Source organism: Bittarella massiliensis (ex Durand et al. 2017) (genome assembly GCF_017566145.1).
In the GTDB taxonomy this organism is placed as follows: domain Bacteria; phylum Bacillota; class Clostridia; order Oscillospirales; family Ruminococcaceae; genus Bittarella; species Bittarella massiliensis_A.
The window spans coordinates 66,462-85,113 of sequence record NZ_JABFCL010000008.1 but is presented as its reverse complement, the minus strand read 5'-3'; the positions used below and the strand labels follow the sequence as shown (position 1 = coordinate 85,113).

Genomic DNA, 18,652 nt, shown 5'->3' with positions numbered 1-18,652 from the left:
AATTTTTATGCCCATCCCACCCTATTTGTAATACATATAGAGCTGGCACTTGAGTTCGCCGTTGTAGAGCTTCCGGCGGCGGTCGGCGGCCCTGCCGAACTGCTCTTCAAAATGGGGGGCGCTGGTGATGATATAGGACTTGAGATTGTTGTAGCGGTGCATCTTCCCCAGCGCTTGGTGGACGGCCTTCACCTGGGCCGGGCCCAGCATCCGCTCGCCATAGGGCGGATTGGAGAGGAGGATCCCCCCTGCGTCCTGCAGCTTGTAGCGGGTCACGTCCTCCACCCGGGCGCTGATCTTCTCCCCCACTCCGGCCAGCTTTGCATTTTGCAGGGTCAGTTCCACCGCCTGGGGGTCGATGTCAAAACCGCAGCCCTCAAAGTCTCCGCTGGGATTGGCCTCGTCCAGAGCCTGCTGGCGGGCCAGGGGGAAGGCCTTGGGGTCAAAGGTCTGCCAGCGCTCGGCGGCAAAGGTCCGCCGCAACCCGGGGGCGATGTTCAGCGCCCGCATGGCCGCCTCGATGAGCAGGGTGCCCGAGCCGCAGAGGGGATCGTAGACGATGTCCCCCTCGCGGATGCGGGCCAGATCGACAATCCCCGCCGCCAGGGTCTCCTTGATGGGGGCCTCCCCCGCGCGGGCCCGGTAGCCCCGCTTGTGCAGCCCCTCGCCCGAGGTGTCCAGCAGGATGGAGACCTGGTCTTTGTGGATGGAGAACTGAATCTGGTAGCGCTCCCCCGTCTCCTCAAACCAAAAGACCTGGTGGGTCTGTTTGAGCTTTTCCACCACCGCCTTTTTGACGATGGCCTGGCAGTCGGGCACGCTGGCCAACTGGGAGGCCAGACTCCACCCCTTGACCGGGAAAGCCCCGTTTTTGGGGATGTAGGCCGCCCAGTCCACTGCCAATACCCCCTGAAACAGCTCCTCAAAACTGCGGGCCGGAAAGGCCGCCACCTCCACCAGCACCCGCTCGGCGCAGCGCAGGCCGATGTTGGCCCGGGCCACCGTCAGGGCGTCGCCCCGGCAGCTGACCTTGCCATTTTCCACCGCGATCTCCTCGCCCCCCAGCCGGCGCAGCTCAAAGCCGACGATCTTTTCCAGCCCAAAGATACAGGGGCAGACCAGCTTGTACTCCATCTCTCTTCTCCCTTTCCACTTCCATTTCCCCCGGCCTCGCGCAGGGGGAAATGACACAAAAAAGAGGGCCGCGGCCCTCTGTGCCGCGGCTCTCCCAAAACGATCTCTTTATTCGGGGACGATGACACCGTATTTTCCGTCACGTCTAACATATACGAGATTGATCTCGTTGTCAACCGCGTCCCGGTAGAGGAAGAACTGGTGTCCCAGCATGTTCATCTGTAAGATGGCCTCCTCCACGCTCATGGGTTTGACCGAAAAAGATTTGCGCCGGACGATGTCGATCTCCTCGGCGGGGAGGATCTCCTCCTCGGCAAATTCGGGAAAGGAGACCTTCATCCTCTTTTCCAACCGGTCTTTGTTGCGGACAATCTGGTTGAAGAGAACATCGACCACCAAGTCCAGGGCCTCTTCCATGGCCTTTGCAGTTCGCTCCGCCCGGAAGAGCATTCCGTCCGCCCGGATCATGACCTCGACGGTCTGGCGGTCTTTTTCGACCGTTACAGTGACTGTGGCGCTGGCATCTTCGTGGAACAGGCGGCTGAATTTGGCCAACTTTTTGTCGACCCGCTCTTTGAAGCTGTCTTTGAGATTGACTTTGCGCCCGATTACTTCGATATTCATTCCAACAACCCCTTTGTTTACAGGCTGGAAAGCCAGCCTATCTGATGGCTTTATTATAGCACAGGATGCCCAAAAATAAAAGGGGATGACTTCTGTTTTTATAAATTATTCACGATTTCGCCATCAATAAAGACGTGGCGCGGGGTCTCGTAGACCGAGAAGGGATCGCCGGAAAAGAGGGTCAGATCGGCGTCCTTCCCCACCGCCAGCGAGCCCACCCGGTCCTCGATCCCGCAGATGCGCGCGGGGGTGAGGGTGATGGCCCGCAGGGCGTCCTCCCGGGCCATCCCCTCGCGGATGGCCAGCCCCGCCTCCAGCGGCAGGTACTGAATGGGGATCACCGGGTGGTCGGTGCAGAGGGCCACCTCCACCCCCGCCGCCGCCAACACCCCCGGTGTCTTGGGGGTCAGCCCTCGCAGTTCCGGCTTGGAGCGGTCGCAGAGGAGGGGGCCGCAGATGACCGGCACCCCCTCCTCCCGCAAATCCTCGGCGATCAGGTGCCCTTCGGTGCCGTGGACGATGGCCGGGCGCAGCCCGAACTCCCGCGCCAGCCGCAGGGCGGTGAAGATGTCGTCGGCCCGGTGGGCGTGAAAGTGGGCGCCGATCTCCCCCTTTAGCAGGGGGATCAGGGCCTCGCACTTCATGTCCCAGTCGGGCTCGTCGAAGTCCTCGTCCCCGGCCGCCCGCTCCTGCTCCTCCAAATACCGCCGCGCCTTGTAGAGCTGCTCGCGGATGATGGCGGCGGTGGCCATGCGGGTGATGGGGGCCATCTCCTTGTCGTTGTAGACGGTCTTGGGATTTTCCCCCAGGGCAAATTTCATGGCCGCCGTCTGCCGCAGCACCCCGGTGTCGATCCGCTTCATCCTGGTCTTGACGGCACAGAGCTGCCCGCCGATGCAGTTGGCGCTGCCCGGCCCGGTGATCACGGTGGTCACCCCGGCGGCCCGCGCCTCGGCAAAACAGCGGTCTCGGTGGTTGACCGCGTCGATGGCCCGCAGCTGGGGGGTGGCGGGATCGGTCTCCTCGTTGCCGTCGGCCCCCTCAAAGCCCAGGCCGTCCTCCCACATCCCCATGTGGGTGTGGCAGTCGATAAAGCCCGGGTAGACGGTGAGCCCCGCGCAGTCCATCATCTCTTCCCCCGCGGGGGGGCCCAGTTCCTCCATCGGGCCGAGGGCGGCGATCTTCCCCCCCTCGATTTTCAGGTAACCCCTCTCGATGGCTGGGCTCTCCACCGGCACCAGGGTGGCATTGACAAGTATCACAGGCAAATCCCCCTCTTTTCGCAAAAGAGACGGCGGCGCTTTCCCGCGCCGCCGTGCTCTACGGTCTCTTTCCGATTGGGCCGGTCTCTACCGGGAGCGGCCGCCGCGGGAGTACCCGCCGCCCCGCTTGCCGTCCTGCGAGCGCTTGAGGTCGGACATCCGCTCGTCGCTGGACTGCTTGAATTTAGCCATCATGTCCTCAAAGGTGAGGGGCTTGTCGCTGCGGGGTTTGAAACCGCCGGGGCGCCCGCCGCCAAACCCGCCCTGGCGGGGACCACCGCTGCGGGGTGCGCCGCCAGCGCGGGGAGCGCCCCCGGGGCGGCCGCTCCGAGGCTGCCCGTCCCGAGGGGGATAGTCCCGAGGGGGATAGTCCCGACGGGGGGGGCGCTGCTGCGACTGGGGCAGCGCCTGCTTCATGGAGAGGGCGATCTTGCCGTCCTCGCCGATGGAGAGGATTTTGACCTTGACGGTCTCCCCCTCTTTCACGTAGTCTTTGATCTCCTGAACAAACGCAGCCGCTACCTCCGAAATGTGCACCATCCCGGTCTTTCCCTCACCCAAATCGACGAACGCGCCGAATTTTGTGATGCCAGACACTTTGCCTTCTACAATCTTTCCAACTTCGAGCTGCATAAAAAATGAATCCTCCCCGCAGTTTCCTGCTTCTGTGAATAGTGTGAAATCAATCCGATCCTGCCTGCGGCCCCGCGGGGCCGAAAAACAAAAGGGGGCAGGCGGCTGTTCCGCCTGCCCCCCGGCTCGCTATTTATTGGCGCCGGACGCGTCGGAAAAAATTCTCTCCCCCGGCGCGGCGTACCCCAGCTTCTCCCGGGCGATCCGCTCGATGAACTCGCTCTCCTGGTCGCTCTCGAGAACCCGCTTCATCTCCTCGTTCTCCTGCTGGGTGGCGGTGATGGTGTTTTGCACCTGTTCCAGCTCATTCTTGCGGGAGACGATCTGCATCTGGGTGGTGATGAGGGACACAGCAATATAGACCATCACTGCTGCAATGGCCAGATGGACAAGAACGCGCGGTTTATTGGTCCGCTTTTTTGCTGCTTTTGCGCCTCGGCGTTTTTTCATTGCTCTGTTCCCTCTTTGGGTTCTGGGTGGGTTGCGAATGTTTTAATAAATTATACAATAAAACGCGCCTGTCTTTCAAGTGGAATTTTCTTTTGTTTTCCGCCTTTTTGGCCCTGGAAGCAACTTTTTTCCCCAACTGCTTCCCCTTTGCCCCCAACCGGCGGGTCAATTTGACCACCGGAGCGCAGAAAACCCGGTAGAGAAGGTGCAGAAACCGGCGCACCAGCGAGAGGATCCCCTGGGTCAGGGAGCGGATGAGCCGCCCCAGCGTCAGCAGGTAGAGAGCAGCGCCCAGCCCCTCGCCAATCAGGGCGTAGGCCCGCACCTCCCCGTTTGTGAACTGGATGAAAAAGAGAAAGGTCGCCACCCCGCAGACCGACCAGTAGAGCACGTCCTGCAGGGCGATGACCAGCGCCCCCCACCACGGAAAGACCGCCCGGAGGATGCGAAAGACCTCGTAAAACAGCCCCAGCCCAAATCCCAACATCAGGGAGTAGCAGAAGACCCGGAACTGAAAGTGGGCCGAGACCGTCAGCTGCAGGGCGCCCATCTACTTGAATATCCGGGCGAAAAACCCCTTTTCCCGCGGCTGGGAGTCGTAGTAGGTCAGCGACTCGATCTCCCCGTCCAGGGTCAGTTCCCCCGTGTCCACGCTGAGCTTGCCCAGGTGCAGGTCCCGACCGGTGACGCTGAGTTCCCCCAGATCGGTGTAGAGGACGATGCCGTCCTCACTGAAGCTGTCAATATCCAAAACCCCGGACACCGTCATGTGTTTGCGATTTTCCATGATGACGTTGTGGGGCACCTGCCCTTGGCTCTGCCCCGCGGGCTTTCTCTCCTCTTGCATTGCATTGCCCTCCTTTGTTTTACTACAGTCTATGAGGGCCTGTTTTTAAAAAGAACCGGACAATCCCTCCCCGCAAACAGGGAGGGGGGCTGCACCGGCGGTACAGCCCCCCTCTCGCCGCCCCTTTCAAGGGGTGGCCGCTAGAGAATCTCGTAGTAGTTTTTCGCATCGTCCTTGAGGGTGTGTTCCACCACCTCCAAAACCCGCACCTTCAACGGGTTTTGGCCCAGGTCGATCTCGATGATGTCGCCGGGCTTGACGTCGTAGGAGGCCCGGGCCGCCTTTCCGTTGACCGACACCTTGCCCGCGTCGCAGGCCTCGTTGGCCACGGTGCGCCGCTTGATCAGCCGCACCACCTTCAGATACTTGTCCAACCGCACAAAAACACCCCCTCTCCGCCCATTGGCGGGCGCGCGGCCCGCCTGCAAAAAAAGGAACTGGCTCACACCAGTTCCTTTACAGTCCGATCTCGGAAGCTTACTTGGCCACCGCGTCTTTCAGGGCCTTGCCGGCTTTGAAAGCGGGCAGTTTGGAAGCGGGGATGGTGATCTCCTCTTTGGTGCGGGGGTTGCGGCCCTTTCTCTCGGCGCGCTCGCGCACCTCAAAGGTGCCAAAGCCCACCAGCTGGACTTTATCGCCGTCGACCAAAGCGGCGGAGATGGCGTCGATGGTGGCGGTGACAGCCTTCTCGGCGTCTTTCTTGGACAGCTCAGCCTGCTCCGCTACTTTTGCAATCAGATCGGTTTTAGTCATGTTGCGTTCCTCCAATAATTTCGTCATTTATTTTGACAGAATTCCCAGCCGACAGCTGGGAGGGCGGAAAGTCGCCCGGCAAAAAAGAAGGGGTCCTCTCAAGCACTCACACGCTCACTGGCCCGCTTCCCGCTCGGAATCAGCCTGGATGTACCGGTCGCAGGTCTCGGCCAACAGTTCTTCGCAGTCAATGCCGCTCTGACGGCCCACCGCGACGGCTGCAAAGAGCACATCCCCCAATTCTTCTTTCACATTATCACAGTTTTGCCCGCCTTTGTCAAGCCGATCGACCGCACTTTTTAGGGCGCAAACCGCATTCTCAGGCGAATTTGAGGAAAACATTTCCAACCCCAGACGCTTTTGCACCTTTTTGGCGCGCATCAGGGCCGGCAGGCAGCGGGGGACTGCCGCGGCGTGCGCGGCGGCCGAGGTCACGCCCCCCTTTTCCCGCTTGATCTCCTCCCAGTCCTTTTTCTCCCCGCCGAAGAGGTGGGGGTGGCGCTCCACCAGCTTTTTGCAGATGCCGTCGGCCACGTCGTCAAAGGTGAAACCGCCCTGCTCCTCCTCCATCGCCGCGTGCATCACCACCTGCAAGAGCAGGTCTCCCAGCTCCTCTTGCAGGTGGGACATATCCTCCTGATCGATGGCGTCGCAGACCTCGTAGGTCTCCTCGATGAGGTTGCGGCGGATGGACTGGTGGGTCTGGGCCGCGTCCCAGGAACAGCCGCCCGGCGCCCGCAGAAAGGCCACCAGCGCCCGCAAATCCTCCACCCCATACCGCTCTTTTGTGGAAAACTCCATTTCCGCACTTCCTTTCGCCGGCTTTTTTTGCCATTGTACCCCCCTGCAGCCGGCCCGTCAATCGCCCGCGCCAAAAAGCGGCCCCCGCTGGCGCGGGGACCGCTTTGCCGGTCCGCCCTAGAGAAGCCCCCACCGGGCCAGCCGGGGGGCCAGCTTCTTCCCCCCAGGCAGGGCCAGCAGGTCCCCCCCCTCCAGCGAGCCGGTGCAGAGGAGGGTCACCAGGTAGATGACCGCCCCCAGCAGGATGGCGGGGAGGGCGGCCATCCGCCCCAATCCCAGGTGGGCGAAGAGGGGGCAGCTCAGCCGGGCCCCCACCGCACAGAGCGCCCCGCCCAGCAGCGGCCCGAAGAAGGAGCGGCCCCAGCCCAGGGAAAAGCCCACCTGCCGGGTGAGGATCACCAGCGCCGCCGCGGCGATGAAGAGGTAGCACAGCAGGGTGCCCAGGGCGGCCCCCTTCAGGTTGTACTGGGGCAGCCGGCAGAGGGTCAGATTGCACCCCAGCTTGATCAGGGCCCCCACCCCCATCAGCTTGACCGGCACCTCGGCCCGGCCCACCCCCTGCAACATGCTGTAAACCGGGGCGGTATAGCCCAGGAGGGCTCCCGCCAGCCCCAGCATGGTCAGCGAGGGGGCCACCGCCGCGATCTCCTGCGGCCGGCCGGCGTAGAGCAGTTCTAAGACGGGGCGGGAGAGGGCGGCCAGCCCCAGCCCGGCGGGGATGCAGAGGACCGAGGTCATCCGAAAGACCGAGCGCACCCCCTTTTTTAGCGCTTCCCTCCCGCCCGAGACGTAGGCGGCGGTGACCGCCGGCAGGGCGCTGGTGGCAAAGGTGGCCGTCATGGCTGGGATCAGGTTGTAAAGGGTCACGCCGATGCCCGAATAGGCCCCGTAGAGAAAGGCCGGTATCTGGCCGGCGGGGAGGGAGAGGCCGTACATCTGGTTGATGAGCGCGGGTCCCGAAGCGGCGGCCACCTCCAGGCTGTTCATCACCGAGAAGAGGTCGATGACCGAGGTCAGGCTCACCGCAAAGGTGCCCAGGCAGACCGGCAGGGCGATTTTGGCCAGCCGCCGGGCGATGGAGCGGGCGCTCTCGCTGCGGGGGGCGGCCCGCATGGCCGCCGGGGGGATGGTCTCCCGCCCGAACTTGTACTTGCACCCCAGGTAGAGAGCCGAGGCCAGCGTCGAGAGGGTCACCCCCAGAATCGCCCCCGCCGCCGCGTAGGGCATGGCCAGCTCCTTGGCGTCGGCCAGGTTCGCGGCCGGGCGGCCAAAGACCGCACCGGTGCCGGCGTAGTCCTGCAGGGCGTAGACAAAGGTGCCGTAGCACAGGCCGATGCCCAGCACCAATTTGGCCACCGCCTCCACCACCTGGGAGACGGCGGTGGGGATCATATTGCGCATCCCCTGGTAGTACCCCCGCACCGCCGAGGTGACGCAGCCAAAGAGGAGGCTGGGGGCCAGCATGGCCACCGCCAACCTGGCGTCGGGGTTTCCCACCAAGCGGCACAGCAGCCCACTGCCGAAAAAGAGGAGGCAAAACCCCACGCCCCCCACCGCCAAAAAAAACCAGACCGACAGCCGGACGATCTTGCGGGCGTCCCGGTAGCGGCGCTGGGCCACGCTCTCACTCACCAGGCGGGAGACCGCCGCCGGGAACCCGGCGATGGAGAGGGCGTAGATGGGGTTAAAAATCTCGTAGGCGGTCATGAAGTAGGCCATCCCCGTCCCGCCCAAGAGATTCATCAGCGGCACCTTGAAGAGGGCGCCGATGGCCTTGACCACAATGGTGCTGACGGCCAGGATGACCGCCCCTTCCAAAAACGACTGCCGCTTGTTTTTGCTGTCCATCTGCCGCTTTCCCCCCGCCTTTTCACACTGCCTTCTCCCCCTTTTATATGCCCCGGGAGAGAGGGATATGCGGCGGCGCGTCCCCGCCCGACCCAACAAAAGAGCGAGCGCCCAAAGGCGCTCGCTCTTTTGTTCTGCAGGGGCCCTCTCCCGCGCCGGGCCGAAACCTCCCGGCAGCCCCCTCCTTTTAGCCGTCCCTCAAAACAGGGTCAGCTGCTTGGCGGCGGGGGCCTCCCCCACCGTCTGGACTTGGCAGGCCCCGGCGGGCAGCTCCCTTTCAAAGGGGGAGGGGTCGCCCCAGCCGGCGAGGATCAACTCCTCCTTGGCGCGGGTCATCCCCACATAGCACAGCCGCCGCTCCTCCTCCCGGTCCACCGGGCCCCGGCCCGATTCCAGGGGGATGGAGCGATCTTTGAACCCGGCCAGAAAGACCACCGGGAACTCCAGCCCCTTGGCCCCGTGCAGGGTCATCAGGGAGACCGCGCCCGAGGCGTATTCCCGCCCCGAAGCGCGCTTTATGTCCCCCTCCCTGCCCAGGAGGAGGGTCTCTAAAAAGGCGGGCATGGTGGGGGAAAAGATGGCCATGGCCAACAGCCGCTCCACCGCCTTCTCCCCCCCGCCGGGACAGAGGGCGACCCACCGCTCCAGCAGCTTGCGGGGCTTCTCCTTGGCCGCCCGGGGCAGCAGTTCCCCGGCAGCCGCCAGCCAGCAGTCGACCCAGCTCTGTCCGCCAAAGGCGGCTTCCAAGGCGGGCAGGTCCCAGGCCCCCACCTCCGCCAGATGGGCGGCGACGGCCGCCGCCAGGTCGGCCGGGCAGCCAAAGCCCAGCTGGAGACCCGCCGCGGCGGCGAGGGGGTCCCCCGGCTCCAGCAGGGAGCGAAAGAAGCCCAGCGCCCCCCGCACCCGCTCGGCCTGCAAAAAGTCCTCCCGCCCCGCAATCACGCAGGGGATGCCGTCGTGGCGGAGGCACTCCTCCACCGTCTCCAGTTGGCGGTGGGTGCGGCAGAGAACCGCCATCTCCGAAAAGGCGCGCAGCCGCTCCGGCTCCCGCCCCCGGTTCCCGGCGGCGAGCATGTCCATCCCCCCGGTCATCCGCCCGATCTCTTTGGCCAGGGCAATGCCCTGGGAAAACTCGCTCCCCGCCCGCAGCAGCCGCACCGCCGGCCCGTCGGGACAGGTGGCCTCCAGCCGCCGCGCCCCGCCCGGGTTGTGGGCAATCAGGGGGAGGGCGCAGCCCAGCACCTGGGGGGTGGAGCGGTAGTTTTTCACCAGGGCGATCTCCCGCAGGGCGGGGCGCTCTGCCCGCAGCCGCTCAAAGCAGCGCCCCTCGGCCCCGCGAAAGCCGTAGATCGACTGGTCTGGGTCGCCGATAACGAAAAGGGTTCCCCCCTGGCTCCACCTGGCCACCAGCCGGTACTCCAGGTCACTCACGTCCTGAAACTCGTCCACCAACAGGTGGCGAAAACACCGCTTGCCGGCAGTGTCCAGCGCCAGGGCGTCCAGCAGCAGGTCGTCAAAGTCCCGCAGGCCGGCGGCGCGCAGCCGGCGGCCGTACTCCTCGAAGAGGGAGAGGGGCACCCCGGCGCCGGCGGGGTCGCCCCCCGCCTTGATGCGGGAGACCCCTTCCAGCACCTTGCGGGGGGCGATCTGCAGCCCCATCTCCCCGGCAATCTGGGCGGCCAGGGCGAGGGCCTCCCCCCCGCCAATGAGGGCGGCGCCCCCCAACAGCTCCCGGCAGATGGCGTGAAAGGTCCCCACCGTCAGCCCCCGCAGGGCCCGCTTGCCCCCCAGCCGCCCTTCCAGCCGGGCCCGCAGCTCGGCCGCCGCCTGGTTGGTAAAGGTGACGGCGGTGATCTCGGTGGGGCGCACCCCCCGCTCCTCAATCAGGTGGGCGATGCGGGCCACCAGGGTGCCGGTCTTGCCGGTTCCCGGCCCGGCGATCACCGCCACCGCCGGCTCTTCGGCCATCACCGCCTGGCGCTGCTCCTCGTTGAGGATCGGGCCCTCCTGCACCGATGGCGCTGCGGCCACAGCCTTCTTCCCCGGCCCGGCAGGCCCCTTTGCCCCCCGGGCCGCCCCCTTCTTGCGGTTCCCCGGCCGGGACGCGCCAAAGAGGGAGACCTGGCCGCTGAGCACCTCGATCTCCGAGGGGGAGAGGAGGGTGATCTTTCCGAACTGGCCGTCAAAGCCGGGGACGCGCTCCACCTCCCCTGCCCGCAGGCGGCGGATCCCCTCCTCCACGCAGGGACCGGCGGCCAGCCCGATCTGCGAGAGGGGCACCTCCCGCAGGATGGCAAACTCGGGGCCCAACTCCGCCAGCATCTCCATGTACTGGGCCTGCACCCGCTTCCCCGCCGCCGACGCGCCGACGCTGGCGGCGATCACCTCGGGCAGGGGGCAGATGCTCTCGAAGGGTTTGGCCCCCGGCCGGGACGCGCCCCGGGGCCGGTCGGCCAGCTCCTCCACCCGGTGTTCCACCCCGATGGTGATCTTCTTGCCGCAGACCGGACAGACCCCGCCCAGGGCGATGGTCTCCTCCGGCGAGAGGGAGAGGCCGCAGTTTCGGTGCCCGTCCAGGTGGTACTTTCCCTCCTCCGGGAAAAATTCCAGCGTGCCCGCCAGCCCCTCACCGGTCTGGATGGCGCGGGCCATCCCCGCAAAGGAGAGGGGGCCGTCGATCAAGGTGCCCTCCCGCCCCAACTTCTGGGGGGAGTGGGCGTCGGAATTGGAGATCAGCTGCAGCCCGTCCAGGGCCGAGACCCGCCAGTTCATGGGCGGGTCGGAGGAGAGGCCCGTCTCCACCGCGCGGATGTGGGGGGTGAGCTCGCCAAAGCACTCCTCCAGGGTGTCAAACCCCGAAAAGGCGCCGAAGAGGGAGAAGTGGGGCGTCCAGATGTGGGCGGGGACAACGACCGCCTCCGGGCAGACTGTGAGGGCGATCTCCAGCAGGTCGTGGCTGGAAAGGCCCAAAATCGGCCGCCCGTCGGAGTGGACGTTGCCGATGGCCTCCAACCTCTGGGCCAGCTCCTCGGCCGCCTCCAGGCTGGGCAGCAGGATGCAGTTGTGCACCTTGCGGGTCTTGCCCCCCTGTTTGTAGATGGAGCTGATCTCCCCCGACAGCACGAACCGCGGCGGCTCCGCCATCCCGGCGGTGTCATCGGGCAGGCGGTATTCCGCCTTGAGGGTGTAGAGCCCCTCTTCGGCCGGCTCCAGGCACTCCTTTAAAGACGCCCGCCAGAGCGGGTGGGTAAAGTCCCCGGTCCCCACCAGGCCGATCCCCTTGCGCCGGGCCCAGAGATCCAGGTGGGGGGCGTCGCAGTCGGCGCTGGTGGCGCGGGAGTACTTGGAGTGGATGTGCAAGTCGGCAATATACATAAAGCCCCTTCTCTCGTCTTTTTCCCCCATTTTACCCCTTTTTTCGCCCCTGGAAAAGGGGCAAACGAAAAGAGGAGCGGAACGTTCCCGCCCCTCCCTCCTGTCCTGCCGTCCTTCTCCCGCTGCCCCGCGCCTCTAAAAAAGGCGCTTTTGGCCCTGTCCGGCGGGCAGGAAATGGCTTTTGGGGGAGTGTTCTCCCGCCGCGCAGTGAGGAAGAGCCCTCCTCTGCACTGCGCCTCCCTTTCCCGACTGAGGAGACGGCGCCTTGGCGTGACCGCTCCCTTCTCTTCCAACTGGGCAAGCGATGGCTTTTAGCCGTCTCCCTCCCCCCTCTTTCCGGGCAGACAGACGGTGCTCCCTTCTCCCCGGCACAAGCAGGGAGCGGGTTTGACAAAAGAAAAATGCCGCAGCAGCGCCGCGGCATTTTGGAGACCTAACAGCCGCGCAGAGCGCGCCTGTCACCCCCAGACGGCGGTTTTGCGCAGCAAAATGCCAGGGCGGTGCCCTGGCAAGTTGGATGGCAGACAGCCGCGCAAAGCGCGCCTGTTAGGCCTGCTCGTCAAAGAGGATTTCGTCGTAGGTGGGCAGGGGCCAAAACCGCTTGTCGACCACCGTCTCCAGATAGTCCGCGGTCTCCCGCACCGCCCGCATGGCAGGGATCAGCACGTCCCGGCAGTAGGTGGCGGTGGCCGGGTCCTCGTAGGCCCCCAGCTGTGCCACGGCGTTGCGCAGCACCGCCGTCTGGTCGTTTAGCTGGCGGCAGTTTTCGTCTAAGTCGTAGATGTGCTCGCGCAGAAACCCGCTCTCCAGCTCGGCCTTCCCCAGGGCGACAAACTCGTTGGCCTGCTGGGCCAGGTAGGCCCGCACGGCGGGCAACAGCTGGCGGTTGCAGATGGAGAGCATGGTCTTTGCCTCGATGGCGCACTTCTTGCTGTAAGTCTCCAAAACAATTTCATAGCGGGCGTCCAGTTCCACCCCGCTGTGGACGGAGAACTTCTCAAAGACCCGCCGCACCGCCGGCTCCTTGAGGACCTCGGCGGCCTCCACCGTGTCCCGCACACACCGCAGCCCCCGGGCCCGGGCCTCTTTCTCCCAGTCCTCCCCGTAGCCGTTGCCGTTAAAGAGAATCCGCCCGTGCTCCCGGTAGATCTCACTGATGATCTGCTGCACCTCTGCGTCAAAGTCCTGGCAGCCCTGCAACCGCTCCCCGATCTCCGAGAGGACGTCGGCGCAGATGGTGTTGAGCACCGTGTTCACCCAGGAGATGGACATGGACGACCCCAACATCCGAAACTCGAACTTGTTGCCGGTAAAGGCAAAGGGGGAGGTGCGGTTGCGGTCGCTGGAATCGGCGTGCACCCGGGGCAGGGTCGCCACCCCCATGTCCATGATCTTGCGGGGACAGCCCTCCCTGTCCCGGTTGCCCTCGGCGATCTTCTGCAAGATCTCCTGGATGTCACTGCCCAGGTACATGGAGAGGATGGCCGGCGGCGCCTCGTACCCGCCCAGCCGGCAGTCGTTGGTGTAGCTGGCGGTGGAGAGGCGCAGCAGCCCGCTGTACTTGTCCACCGCCTTGATCATGGCCGACACGAAGAGGAGGAACATCATGTTGTCGTAGGGGGTCTTCCCCGGCTCAAAGAGGTTGAGCCCGGTGTCGGTGGTCAGGGACCAGTTGTTGTGCTTGCCCGATCCGTTGATGTACTCAAAGGGCTTTTCGTGCAGCAGGCAGCACAGCCCGTGGCGGGCGGCCACCTTGTGCAAAGTCTCCATGATGATCTGGTTTTGGTCGGCGGCGATGTTCACCGAGGAGTAGACCGGCGCCAACTCGTGCTGGGAGGGAGCGGCCTCGTTGTGCTTGGTCTTGGCGGTGACCCCCACCTTCCACAGCTCGTTGTCCAGCTCCTTCATAAAGTAGGAGATCTTCTCGTTGAGGTTGCCGTAGTAGTGGTCCTCCAGCTCCTGGCACTTGGGGGGGCGGGCGCCGAAGAGGGTCCGCCCGGCAAACTTGACGTCCAGCCGGGAGTTTAGGTACTTGCGGTCGATGAGGAAGTACTCCTGCTCGGCCCCCACCGAGGGGGTGACCTTTTTCACGTCGTAGAAACCGAAGAGGTTTAAAATCTTCAGCGCCTCCTCCTCCACCGCCTTCAGGGAGCGCAGCAGGGGGGTCTTTTCGTCCAGCGCCTCGCCGGTGTAGGAACAGAAGGCGGTGGGGATACAGAGGGTCACCCCCGACTTGTCCTCCTTCAAAAAGACCGGGGAGGTGCAGTCCCACATGGTGTAGCCCCGGGCCTCAAAGGTGGCACGCAGCCCGCCAGAGGGGAAGCTGGAGGCGTCGGACTCGCCCTTGATGAGCATCTTCCCCGAAAAGGCGGTGATCACCCCGCCGTCCCCGGTGGGGGAGATGAAGGACTCGTGCTTTTCGGCGGTAAAGCCGTTGAGGGGCTGGAACCAGTGGGTGTAGTGGGTGGCCCCCCGGGAGATGGCCCACTCCTTCATGGCGTTGGCCACCACGTCGGCCAGCTGGGAATTCAGCGTCTGGCCCTTTTCGATGACGCTCTTGAGTTCCAGGTAGGTCTTGTGGGGGATGTAGCGCTGCATCACCTCGTCGTCAAAGACATTCTCGCCAAAAAAGTCGATGGGGTAGTTCTTTGCCCGTTCCATGCTCATATAGGTACCTCTCTCCCTGTTCTCTCTCTTCTCTCCTCCGGCCGCTCCCCTTTACTCCTGGGGGGGCTGGGGCTCCTTCTCGCCCTCGTCCTCCTGCAGTTTCTGCCCGCAGGAGATACAGTAGAGGGCGTAGTCGGCATTTTCAAAGCCGCAGCGGGGGCAGTAGATCTTCTTGCTGCCGCCCACGCTGTCGTACTGGCTGCGGGCCTCCCGCAGCTGGTCCACCAGGGCGTCGATCTGTCCCATGCACTCCTCCAGCAGGGGGGCATTCTCCTTGCCGGCCTTCTTCAGCCCGTAGACCAATGCCCCCAGCTTCCGCTGCTGCTGGCGCAGCTGGTAGCTGAGTTTTTCGATGCGGTACTTGAGCTTTCCCTTCTGCACCAACTCGTCGGCCTTGTTGCCGGTGTAGTCAAAGACCTGTTTGGTGGTGTCGGCAAAATCGTCCCAAAATCCCATGGTCGCAAACCTCCTGTCGCGTCTTCAAAATGTACAGACGTATCAGCTCAAACCGGCCAATCCGGTCTCAAACTCTCTATTTATCCCTCTGCTTCCGTCCCCGTCCTCCTCCGCGGGGGGAGGGAGAGGGAGGCCGGGAACGGAAGGGGGCTGTGCCCCCTCCCATCGGTCCCGCAGGGGAGCAGGGCCCGTGCAGGGGGAGTTCGCGAGGGGGGCGGCAGCCCCTCTCGTGACTCTCGGTTTACCCAATAAACTCCTGTACCATGGCCTCTTTGGACACCAGCGCCGGGTCGATGGGGACAAACCGCTGCAGCTTGCGCAGGATGTGTCCCACCTTGCCGGTCTGGGGGATGTCCCCCATCCCCTCCAAAATGGCCCGCAGATAGCCGGCGTAGATGCCCGGCTCATAGCCAAAGGCGGTGTTGACGTAGTAGTCGCACTCGGACCGGTAGGGCTTGATGTAGACAAATTCCCCGTCGCAGACATAGGGCCAGATGTCCACCGTCTCGGCGCCGGAGACGTTGCGGTGGCGGCAGTCGCGGACGATCCGGCGGCAAAAGCGCAGATCGTTGGTCTTGAGCACCACGTCGTCCCCCACAAACCGGTCCATGGCAGTGGCGTAGACCCGCTTCACCCGCCCCTCGATCCCCCGGGTCAGCAGGGGGTTGAGCCCGTGAATCCCCTCGATGATCAGGGCCTGGTTCTCCCCCAGGGAGATGTGCCGGGTCTCCGCAGCGCGCTGCTTGACCTGAAAGTCAAAGATGGGAAACTCCGCCTCCCCCTCGGCCAGCAGCTTCTCCATGCAGGCGGTAAAGCAGTCCAGGTCCAGGGAGTGGACCGTCTCGTAATCCTCGGTGCCGTCCTCCCGCTTGGGGCAGAAGCCCCGCCCCCGGTAGAAGTCGTCCAGGGAGATGACCCGCGCCTCCACCGAGCGCCGGCCGAAGGCGGCGGCCAGCTTGTGGGCGGTGGTGGTCTTGCCCGAGGCCGAGGGCCCCGCCAGCATAAAGACGTTTTTCTCCCCCAGGGTCTCCAGGGCGTCGCCCACGATGGCGGCCAGAGCGCCCTCGTAACGGCGGTCGCAGGCGGCGATAAACGCCTCTGGCTCCTTGGCCCGGTAGTTTATCTCATACAGTGGGATGTTCCGCTTCTGAAAGACAGCCATAAAACTCCTCCAAACTCCCCTTGCGCTCCAGCACGGTCGCAAACTGGCGGATGTACTCCTGCGGGTACTTGTAGTTGAAGCTGCGCTCGATGGGGCGGGTGCCCCGGCCCACCAGCTTGGTCACCGAGCCGGCCCCACAGCCGAGGATGGTGTGCAGCTCCTCCATCATGTAGATGTTGTAAAGCCCCTCGAACCCCGGCTTGGCATAGCCCACATTCTCCAGGTTGGCGAGGGTGTTTTTCTGCCGGTAGAGGTAGTAGGGGTCGTACCCGGCAGCCCCCAGAGTGGCGGCGGCGTAGTCCACCATCCGCTCCACCGGGGCGTCGGCCGCCGCGTAGCGGACCATCGCAGTGCTCTTCAAATCGGCCGCCCGCTTGACCGATAGGGTGTGTACCGTCACGTTCTCGGGATCCAGCGCCACCACCCGGTCCAGGGTGGAGACGAAGCCCTCGTAACTGTCCCCCGGGAGCCCGGCGATCAGGTCCATATTGATGTTTGCAAAACCCGCCTCCCGGGCCTGGTAGAAGCTCTCCACCGTCTGGGCGGCGGTGTGGCGGCGGCCGATCCGCTCCAGCACCGCATCGTTTAGGGTCTGGGGGTTGATGTTGATCCGGCTCACCGGGTACCGCCGCATCACCCGCAACTTCTCCCGGTCGATGGTGTCCGGCCGCCCGGCCTCGACGGTGAACTCCTCCAGGGGGTCCTTCACCAGGGCAAAGAGGTGTTCCAGCAGCCGGTCCATCTGCCCGGCGGTGAGGATGGTGGGGGTCCCCCCGCCGATGTAGGCGGTGCGCAGCCGCAGCCCCAGCTGCCGCACAAGGGCAAAGGTGGCGCTGATCTCCTGCAGCAGCAGTTCCAAATAGGGCTCCACCAGTGTATGCGCCTTCTCCACCGAGTGGGAGACAAAGGAGCAGTAGAGACAGCGGCTGGGGCAGAAGGGGATGGAGACATAGAGGCTCACATCCCGCGGGCCCGCCGGGGGGAGGGGTGCCAGGGCCCGCTCCTGCACCCGGGCGGTCCGCAGGGCCAGGTCAAACTTCTGCTCGCTGACGCGGTACTCCCCGCAGAAGAGGCGGCGCAGATCCGCCTCGTCCATCCCCCCGTCCAGCCGGCGGCGGATGTTCTTCACCGGCCGCACCCCGGTGAGCACCCCCCACTTGGGGCGGTAGCCGGTCACCTGGGAAAAGAGCTGGTAGAGCAGCTCGCCAAAGGCCATCTCGCAGCGCTGTTTGTGGCCCGGCTCCCCTGGGTCCACCGCGCTGTGGGCCCGCAGGGTCCCGCCTTCCTCCCCCAGCCGGCAGAGGACCAGCAGCCGGGTGGCGCGCCGCCCTTCCCGCAGGTAGGTCAGCACCTGCCAGTCCGGCTGTTTTTCAAAGGCCGTCTCCACCCGCTCGCCGGGGAAGAACAGCCCCACCAGATTCTGCACCTCGTACTGCAGGCGGTGGCCCAATACCAATACCTTCATCGCCTCGCCCCTACGCCATAAAGGCGGGGTTCTGCCGCCGCTCCGCATCCAGGTTGGTCACGTCCCCGTGGCCGGGGTAGACGGCGTAGTTGCCCTCCAGCGCGGCCAGCCGGGCCAGGGAGGTCTCCAGCCAGGGCAGGCTGCCGCCGGGCAGGTCGGTCCGCCCCACGTTGCCGCAAAAGAGGGTGTCCCCGGTGAAGAGGGCCTTTCCCCCCAGCAGGCAGATGCTCCCCTCGGTGTGGCCGGGGGTGAAGAGCACCCGGAAAAGCAGGTCGTCCACCTTGATCTCGTCCCCGTCGTGCAGCAGCACGTCGGCCCGGGGCTGGGCCTCGCAGGGCATGCCGAAGAGGGCGGCCTCCCGGTCGGCCCGGGGCAGGCGGTAGGCGTCCTTCTCGTGGATGGCGATCTGCGCGCCGGTGAACTCCTGCACCTGCCGCAAAGCCCCGATGTGGTCAAAGTGCCCATGGGTGAGGACGATGTACTTCACCTCCACCCCCTCGGCCTTGATGCACTGAATGATGGTGTCGCCGCTGTCCGCCGGGTCGATGAGGATGCCGGTCTTCTTCTCGCCGTACACCAGGTAGCAGTTGGTGCCCAGGGCACCCAGGGTCATCATCCCAATTTCCATGTGTTCCTCCCTCTTGCGGGGCAGCCCCGCTCTCCTCACTGTTTGACGATCTCCGCCGAGTCCAGAATCAGGGTCACCGGCCCGTCGTTGACCAGGTCCACCGCCATGTCGGCGCCGAAGCGGCCGCAGACCACCTCCGCCGCCCCGGCCGCCCGCAGTCCTGCCGCCAGCGCGTCAAAGCAGGCGGAGGCGAAGTCCGGGCGGGCCGAGCGCTCAAAGGAGGGGCGCCGCCCCTTTTTGCAGTTGGCGCAGAGGGTGAAGTTTGGCACCGCCAGCACCGAATACCCCTGATCCAGCAGGGAGAGGTTGAGTTTCCCCGCCTCGTCGGAGAAGATGCGCAGGTGGACGATCTTCTGCACAAAGGCGTCCACGTACTCCCTCTGGTCGCCCTCCTCCACCCCAAACAGAATGACCAAACCGGGGCCGATGCCCTGCCGGGGCCCGCCGTCGATGGCCACCCCGGCCGAGGTGACCCGCTGCAATACCGCTTTCACCGCGCTCGCTCCTCTCTCTTCTTCCCAGTGGCGGGCGGCCTGCCCGCCGATCG

General features: G+C 65.0%; 18 protein-coding genes. All 18 read right to left on the bottom strand.

The window, feature by feature from the left end:
• Nucleotides 1–21: 21 nt before the first annotated feature.
• Entirely contained in the window at nt 22–1,134 is a 1,113-nt protein-coding gene (locus HJY11_RS09395; RefSeq protein WP_208075696.1) for a THUMP domain-containing class I SAM-dependent RNA methyltransferase, read from the bottom strand.
• A gap of 108 nt (nt 1,135–1,242) precedes the next feature.
• Nucleotides 1,243–1,758, bottom strand: a complete 516-nt coding sequence (gene hpf / locus HJY11_RS09390; protein ID WP_208075695.1) for a ribosome hibernation-promoting factor, HPF/YfiA family — start codon at nt 1,756–1,758, stop codon at nt 1,243–1,245.
• A gap of 98 nt (nt 1,759–1,856) precedes the next feature.
• Entirely contained in the window at nt 1,857–3,020 is a 1,164-nt protein-coding gene (locus tag HJY11_RS09385; protein ID WP_368041569.1) for an amidohydrolase, read from the bottom strand.
• 87 nt (nt 3,021–3,107) lie between these two features.
• Complete coding sequence (locus HJY11_RS09380) at nt 3,108–3,653, bottom strand: S1 RNA-binding domain-containing protein (protein ID WP_208075694.1); 546 nt, start codon at nt 3,651–3,653, stop codon at nt 3,108–3,110.
• A 129-nt stretch (nt 3,654–3,782) separates the two neighbouring features.
• Complete coding sequence (locus HJY11_RS09375) at nt 3,783–4,019, bottom strand: FtsB family cell division protein (protein WP_207721190.1); 237 nt, start codon at nt 4,017–4,019, stop codon at nt 3,783–3,785.
• Between the two features lie 37 nt (nt 4,020–4,056).
• The gene (yabQ, locus tag HJY11_RS09370) at nt 4,057–4,653 is read right to left on the bottom strand and encodes a spore cortex biosynthesis protein YabQ (protein WP_208075693.1); all 597 of its coding nucleotides are present in this window, start codon (nt 4,651–4,653) and stop codon (nt 4,057–4,059) included.
• The gene (gene yabP / locus HJY11_RS09365; protein ID WP_185914838.1) at nt 4,654–4,950 is read right to left on the bottom strand and encodes a sporulation protein YabP; all 297 of its coding nucleotides are present in this window, start codon (nt 4,948–4,950) and stop codon (nt 4,654–4,656) included.
• Nucleotides 4,951–5,090: 140 nt separating this feature from the next.
• The gene (locus HJY11_RS09360) at nt 5,091–5,330 is read right to left on the bottom strand and encodes an RNA-binding S4 domain-containing protein (RefSeq protein WP_208075692.1); all 240 of its coding nucleotides are present in this window, start codon (nt 5,328–5,330) and stop codon (nt 5,091–5,093) included.
• 97 nt (nt 5,331–5,427) lie between these two features.
• The gene (locus HJY11_RS09355) at nt 5,428–5,730 is read right to left on the bottom strand and encodes an HU family DNA-binding protein (RefSeq protein WP_279571068.1); all 303 of its coding nucleotides are present in this window, start codon (nt 5,728–5,730) and stop codon (nt 5,428–5,430) included.
• 87 nt (nt 5,731–5,817) lie between these two features.
• On the bottom strand, nt 5,818–6,504 hold the full coding sequence (locus tag HJY11_RS09350) for a MazG family protein (RefSeq protein ID WP_208075690.1): 687 nt from the start codon (nt 6,502–6,504) through the stop codon (nt 5,818–5,820).
• A 117-nt stretch (nt 6,505–6,621) separates the two neighbouring features.
• The gene (locus tag HJY11_RS09345) at nt 6,622–8,352 is read right to left on the bottom strand and encodes a putative polysaccharide biosynthesis protein (RefSeq protein ID WP_208075689.1); all 1,731 of its coding nucleotides are present in this window, start codon (nt 8,350–8,352) and stop codon (nt 6,622–6,624) included.
• Nucleotides 8,353–8,550: 198 nt separating this feature from the next.
• Complete coding sequence (locus HJY11_RS09340; RefSeq protein ID WP_208075688.1) at nt 8,551–11,727, bottom strand: UvrD-helicase domain-containing protein; 3,177 nt, start codon at nt 11,725–11,727, stop codon at nt 8,551–8,553.
• A gap of 546 nt (nt 11,728–12,273) precedes the next feature.
• Complete coding sequence (locus HJY11_RS09335) at nt 12,274–14,394, bottom strand: glutamine synthetase III family protein (RefSeq protein WP_243764384.1); 2,121 nt, start codon at nt 14,392–14,394, stop codon at nt 12,274–12,276.
• A gap of 51 nt (nt 14,395–14,445) precedes the next feature.
• Nucleotides 14,446–14,850, bottom strand: coding sequence for a zinc ribbon domain-containing protein (locus HJY11_RS09330; RefSeq protein ID WP_208075687.1), 405 nt, complete (start codon nt 14,848–14,850; stop codon nt 14,446–14,448).
• A gap of 241 nt (nt 14,851–15,091) precedes the next feature.
• Entirely contained in the window at nt 15,092–16,012 is a 921-nt protein-coding gene (locus tag HJY11_RS09325) for a uridine kinase family protein (protein ID WP_208075686.1), read from the bottom strand.
• On the bottom strand, nt 15,975–17,477 hold the full coding sequence (hemZ, locus tag HJY11_RS09320; RefSeq protein WP_208075685.1) for a coproporphyrinogen dehydrogenase HemZ: 1,503 nt from the start codon (nt 17,475–17,477) through the stop codon (nt 15,975–15,977). The genes HJY11_RS09325 and hemZ overlap by 38 nt, the downstream gene beginning before the upstream one ends.
• A gap of 10 nt (nt 17,478–17,487) precedes the next feature.
• Entirely contained in the window at nt 17,488–18,105 is a 618-nt protein-coding gene (locus HJY11_RS09315; protein ID WP_208075684.1) for an MBL fold metallo-hydrolase, read from the bottom strand.
• A gap of 35 nt (nt 18,106–18,140) precedes the next feature.
• The gene (gene dtd, locus HJY11_RS09310) at nt 18,141–18,599 is read right to left on the bottom strand and encodes a D-aminoacyl-tRNA deacylase (RefSeq protein ID WP_208075683.1); all 459 of its coding nucleotides are present in this window, start codon (nt 18,597–18,599) and stop codon (nt 18,141–18,143) included.
• Nucleotides 18,600–18,652: the final 53 nt, after the last annotated feature.

Bases quoted from the DNA above. Each gene is read 5' to 3' on its own strand.
- hpf (WP_208075695.1), bottom strand. From the start codon at position 1,758: ATGAATATCGAAGTAATCGGGCGCAAAGTCAATCTCAAAGACAGCTTC.
- hemZ (WP_208075685.1), bottom strand. From the start codon at position 17,477: ATGAAGGTATTGGTATTGGGCCACCGCCTGCAGTACGAGGTGCAGAAT.
- HJY11_RS09335 (WP_243764384.1), bottom strand. From the start codon at position 14,394: ATGAGCATGGAACGGGCAAAGAACTACCCCATCGACTTTTTTGGCGAG.
- HJY11_RS09330 (WP_208075687.1), bottom strand. From the start codon at position 14,850: ATGGGATTTTGGGACGATTTTGCCGACACCACCAAACAGGTCTTTGAC.
- HJY11_RS09355 (WP_279571068.1), bottom strand. From the start codon at position 5,730: ATGACGAAATTATTGGAGGAACGCAACATGACTAAAACCGATCTGATT.
- HJY11_RS09315 (WP_208075684.1), bottom strand. From the start codon at position 18,105: ATGGAAATTGGGATGATGACCCTGGGTGCCCTGGGCACCAACTGCTAC.
- yabP (WP_185914838.1), bottom strand. From the start codon at position 4,950: ATGCAAGAGGAGAGAAAGCCCGCGGGGCAGAGCCAAGGGCAGGTGCCC.
- HJY11_RS09395 (WP_208075696.1), bottom strand. From the start codon at position 1,134: ATGGAGTACAAGCTGGTCTGCCCCTGTATCTTTGGGCTGGAAAAGATC.
- HJY11_RS09350 (WP_208075690.1), bottom strand. From the start codon at position 6,504: ATGGAGTTTTCCACAAAAGAGCGGTATGGGGTGGAGGATTTGCGGGCG.
- HJY11_RS09375 (WP_207721190.1), bottom strand. From the start codon at position 4,019: ATGGTCTATATTGCTGTGTCCCTCATCACCACCCAGATGCAGATCGTC.
- yabQ (WP_208075693.1), bottom strand. From the start codon at position 4,653: ATGGGCGCCCTGCAGCTGACGGTCTCGGCCCACTTTCAGTTCCGGGTC.
- HJY11_RS09325 (WP_208075686.1), bottom strand. From the start codon at position 16,012: ATGGCTGTCTTTCAGAAGCGGAACATCCCACTGTATGAGATAAACTAC.
- HJY11_RS09345 (WP_208075689.1), bottom strand. From the start codon at position 8,352: ATGGACAGCAAAAACAAGCGGCAGTCGTTTTTGGAAGGGGCGGTCATC.
- HJY11_RS09340 (WP_208075688.1), bottom strand. From the start codon at position 11,727: ATGTATATTGCCGACTTGCACATCCACTCCAAGTACTCCCGCGCCACC.
- HJY11_RS09380 (WP_208075694.1), bottom strand. From the start codon at position 3,653: ATGCAGCTCGAAGTTGGAAAGATTGTAGAAGGCAAAGTGTCTGGCATC.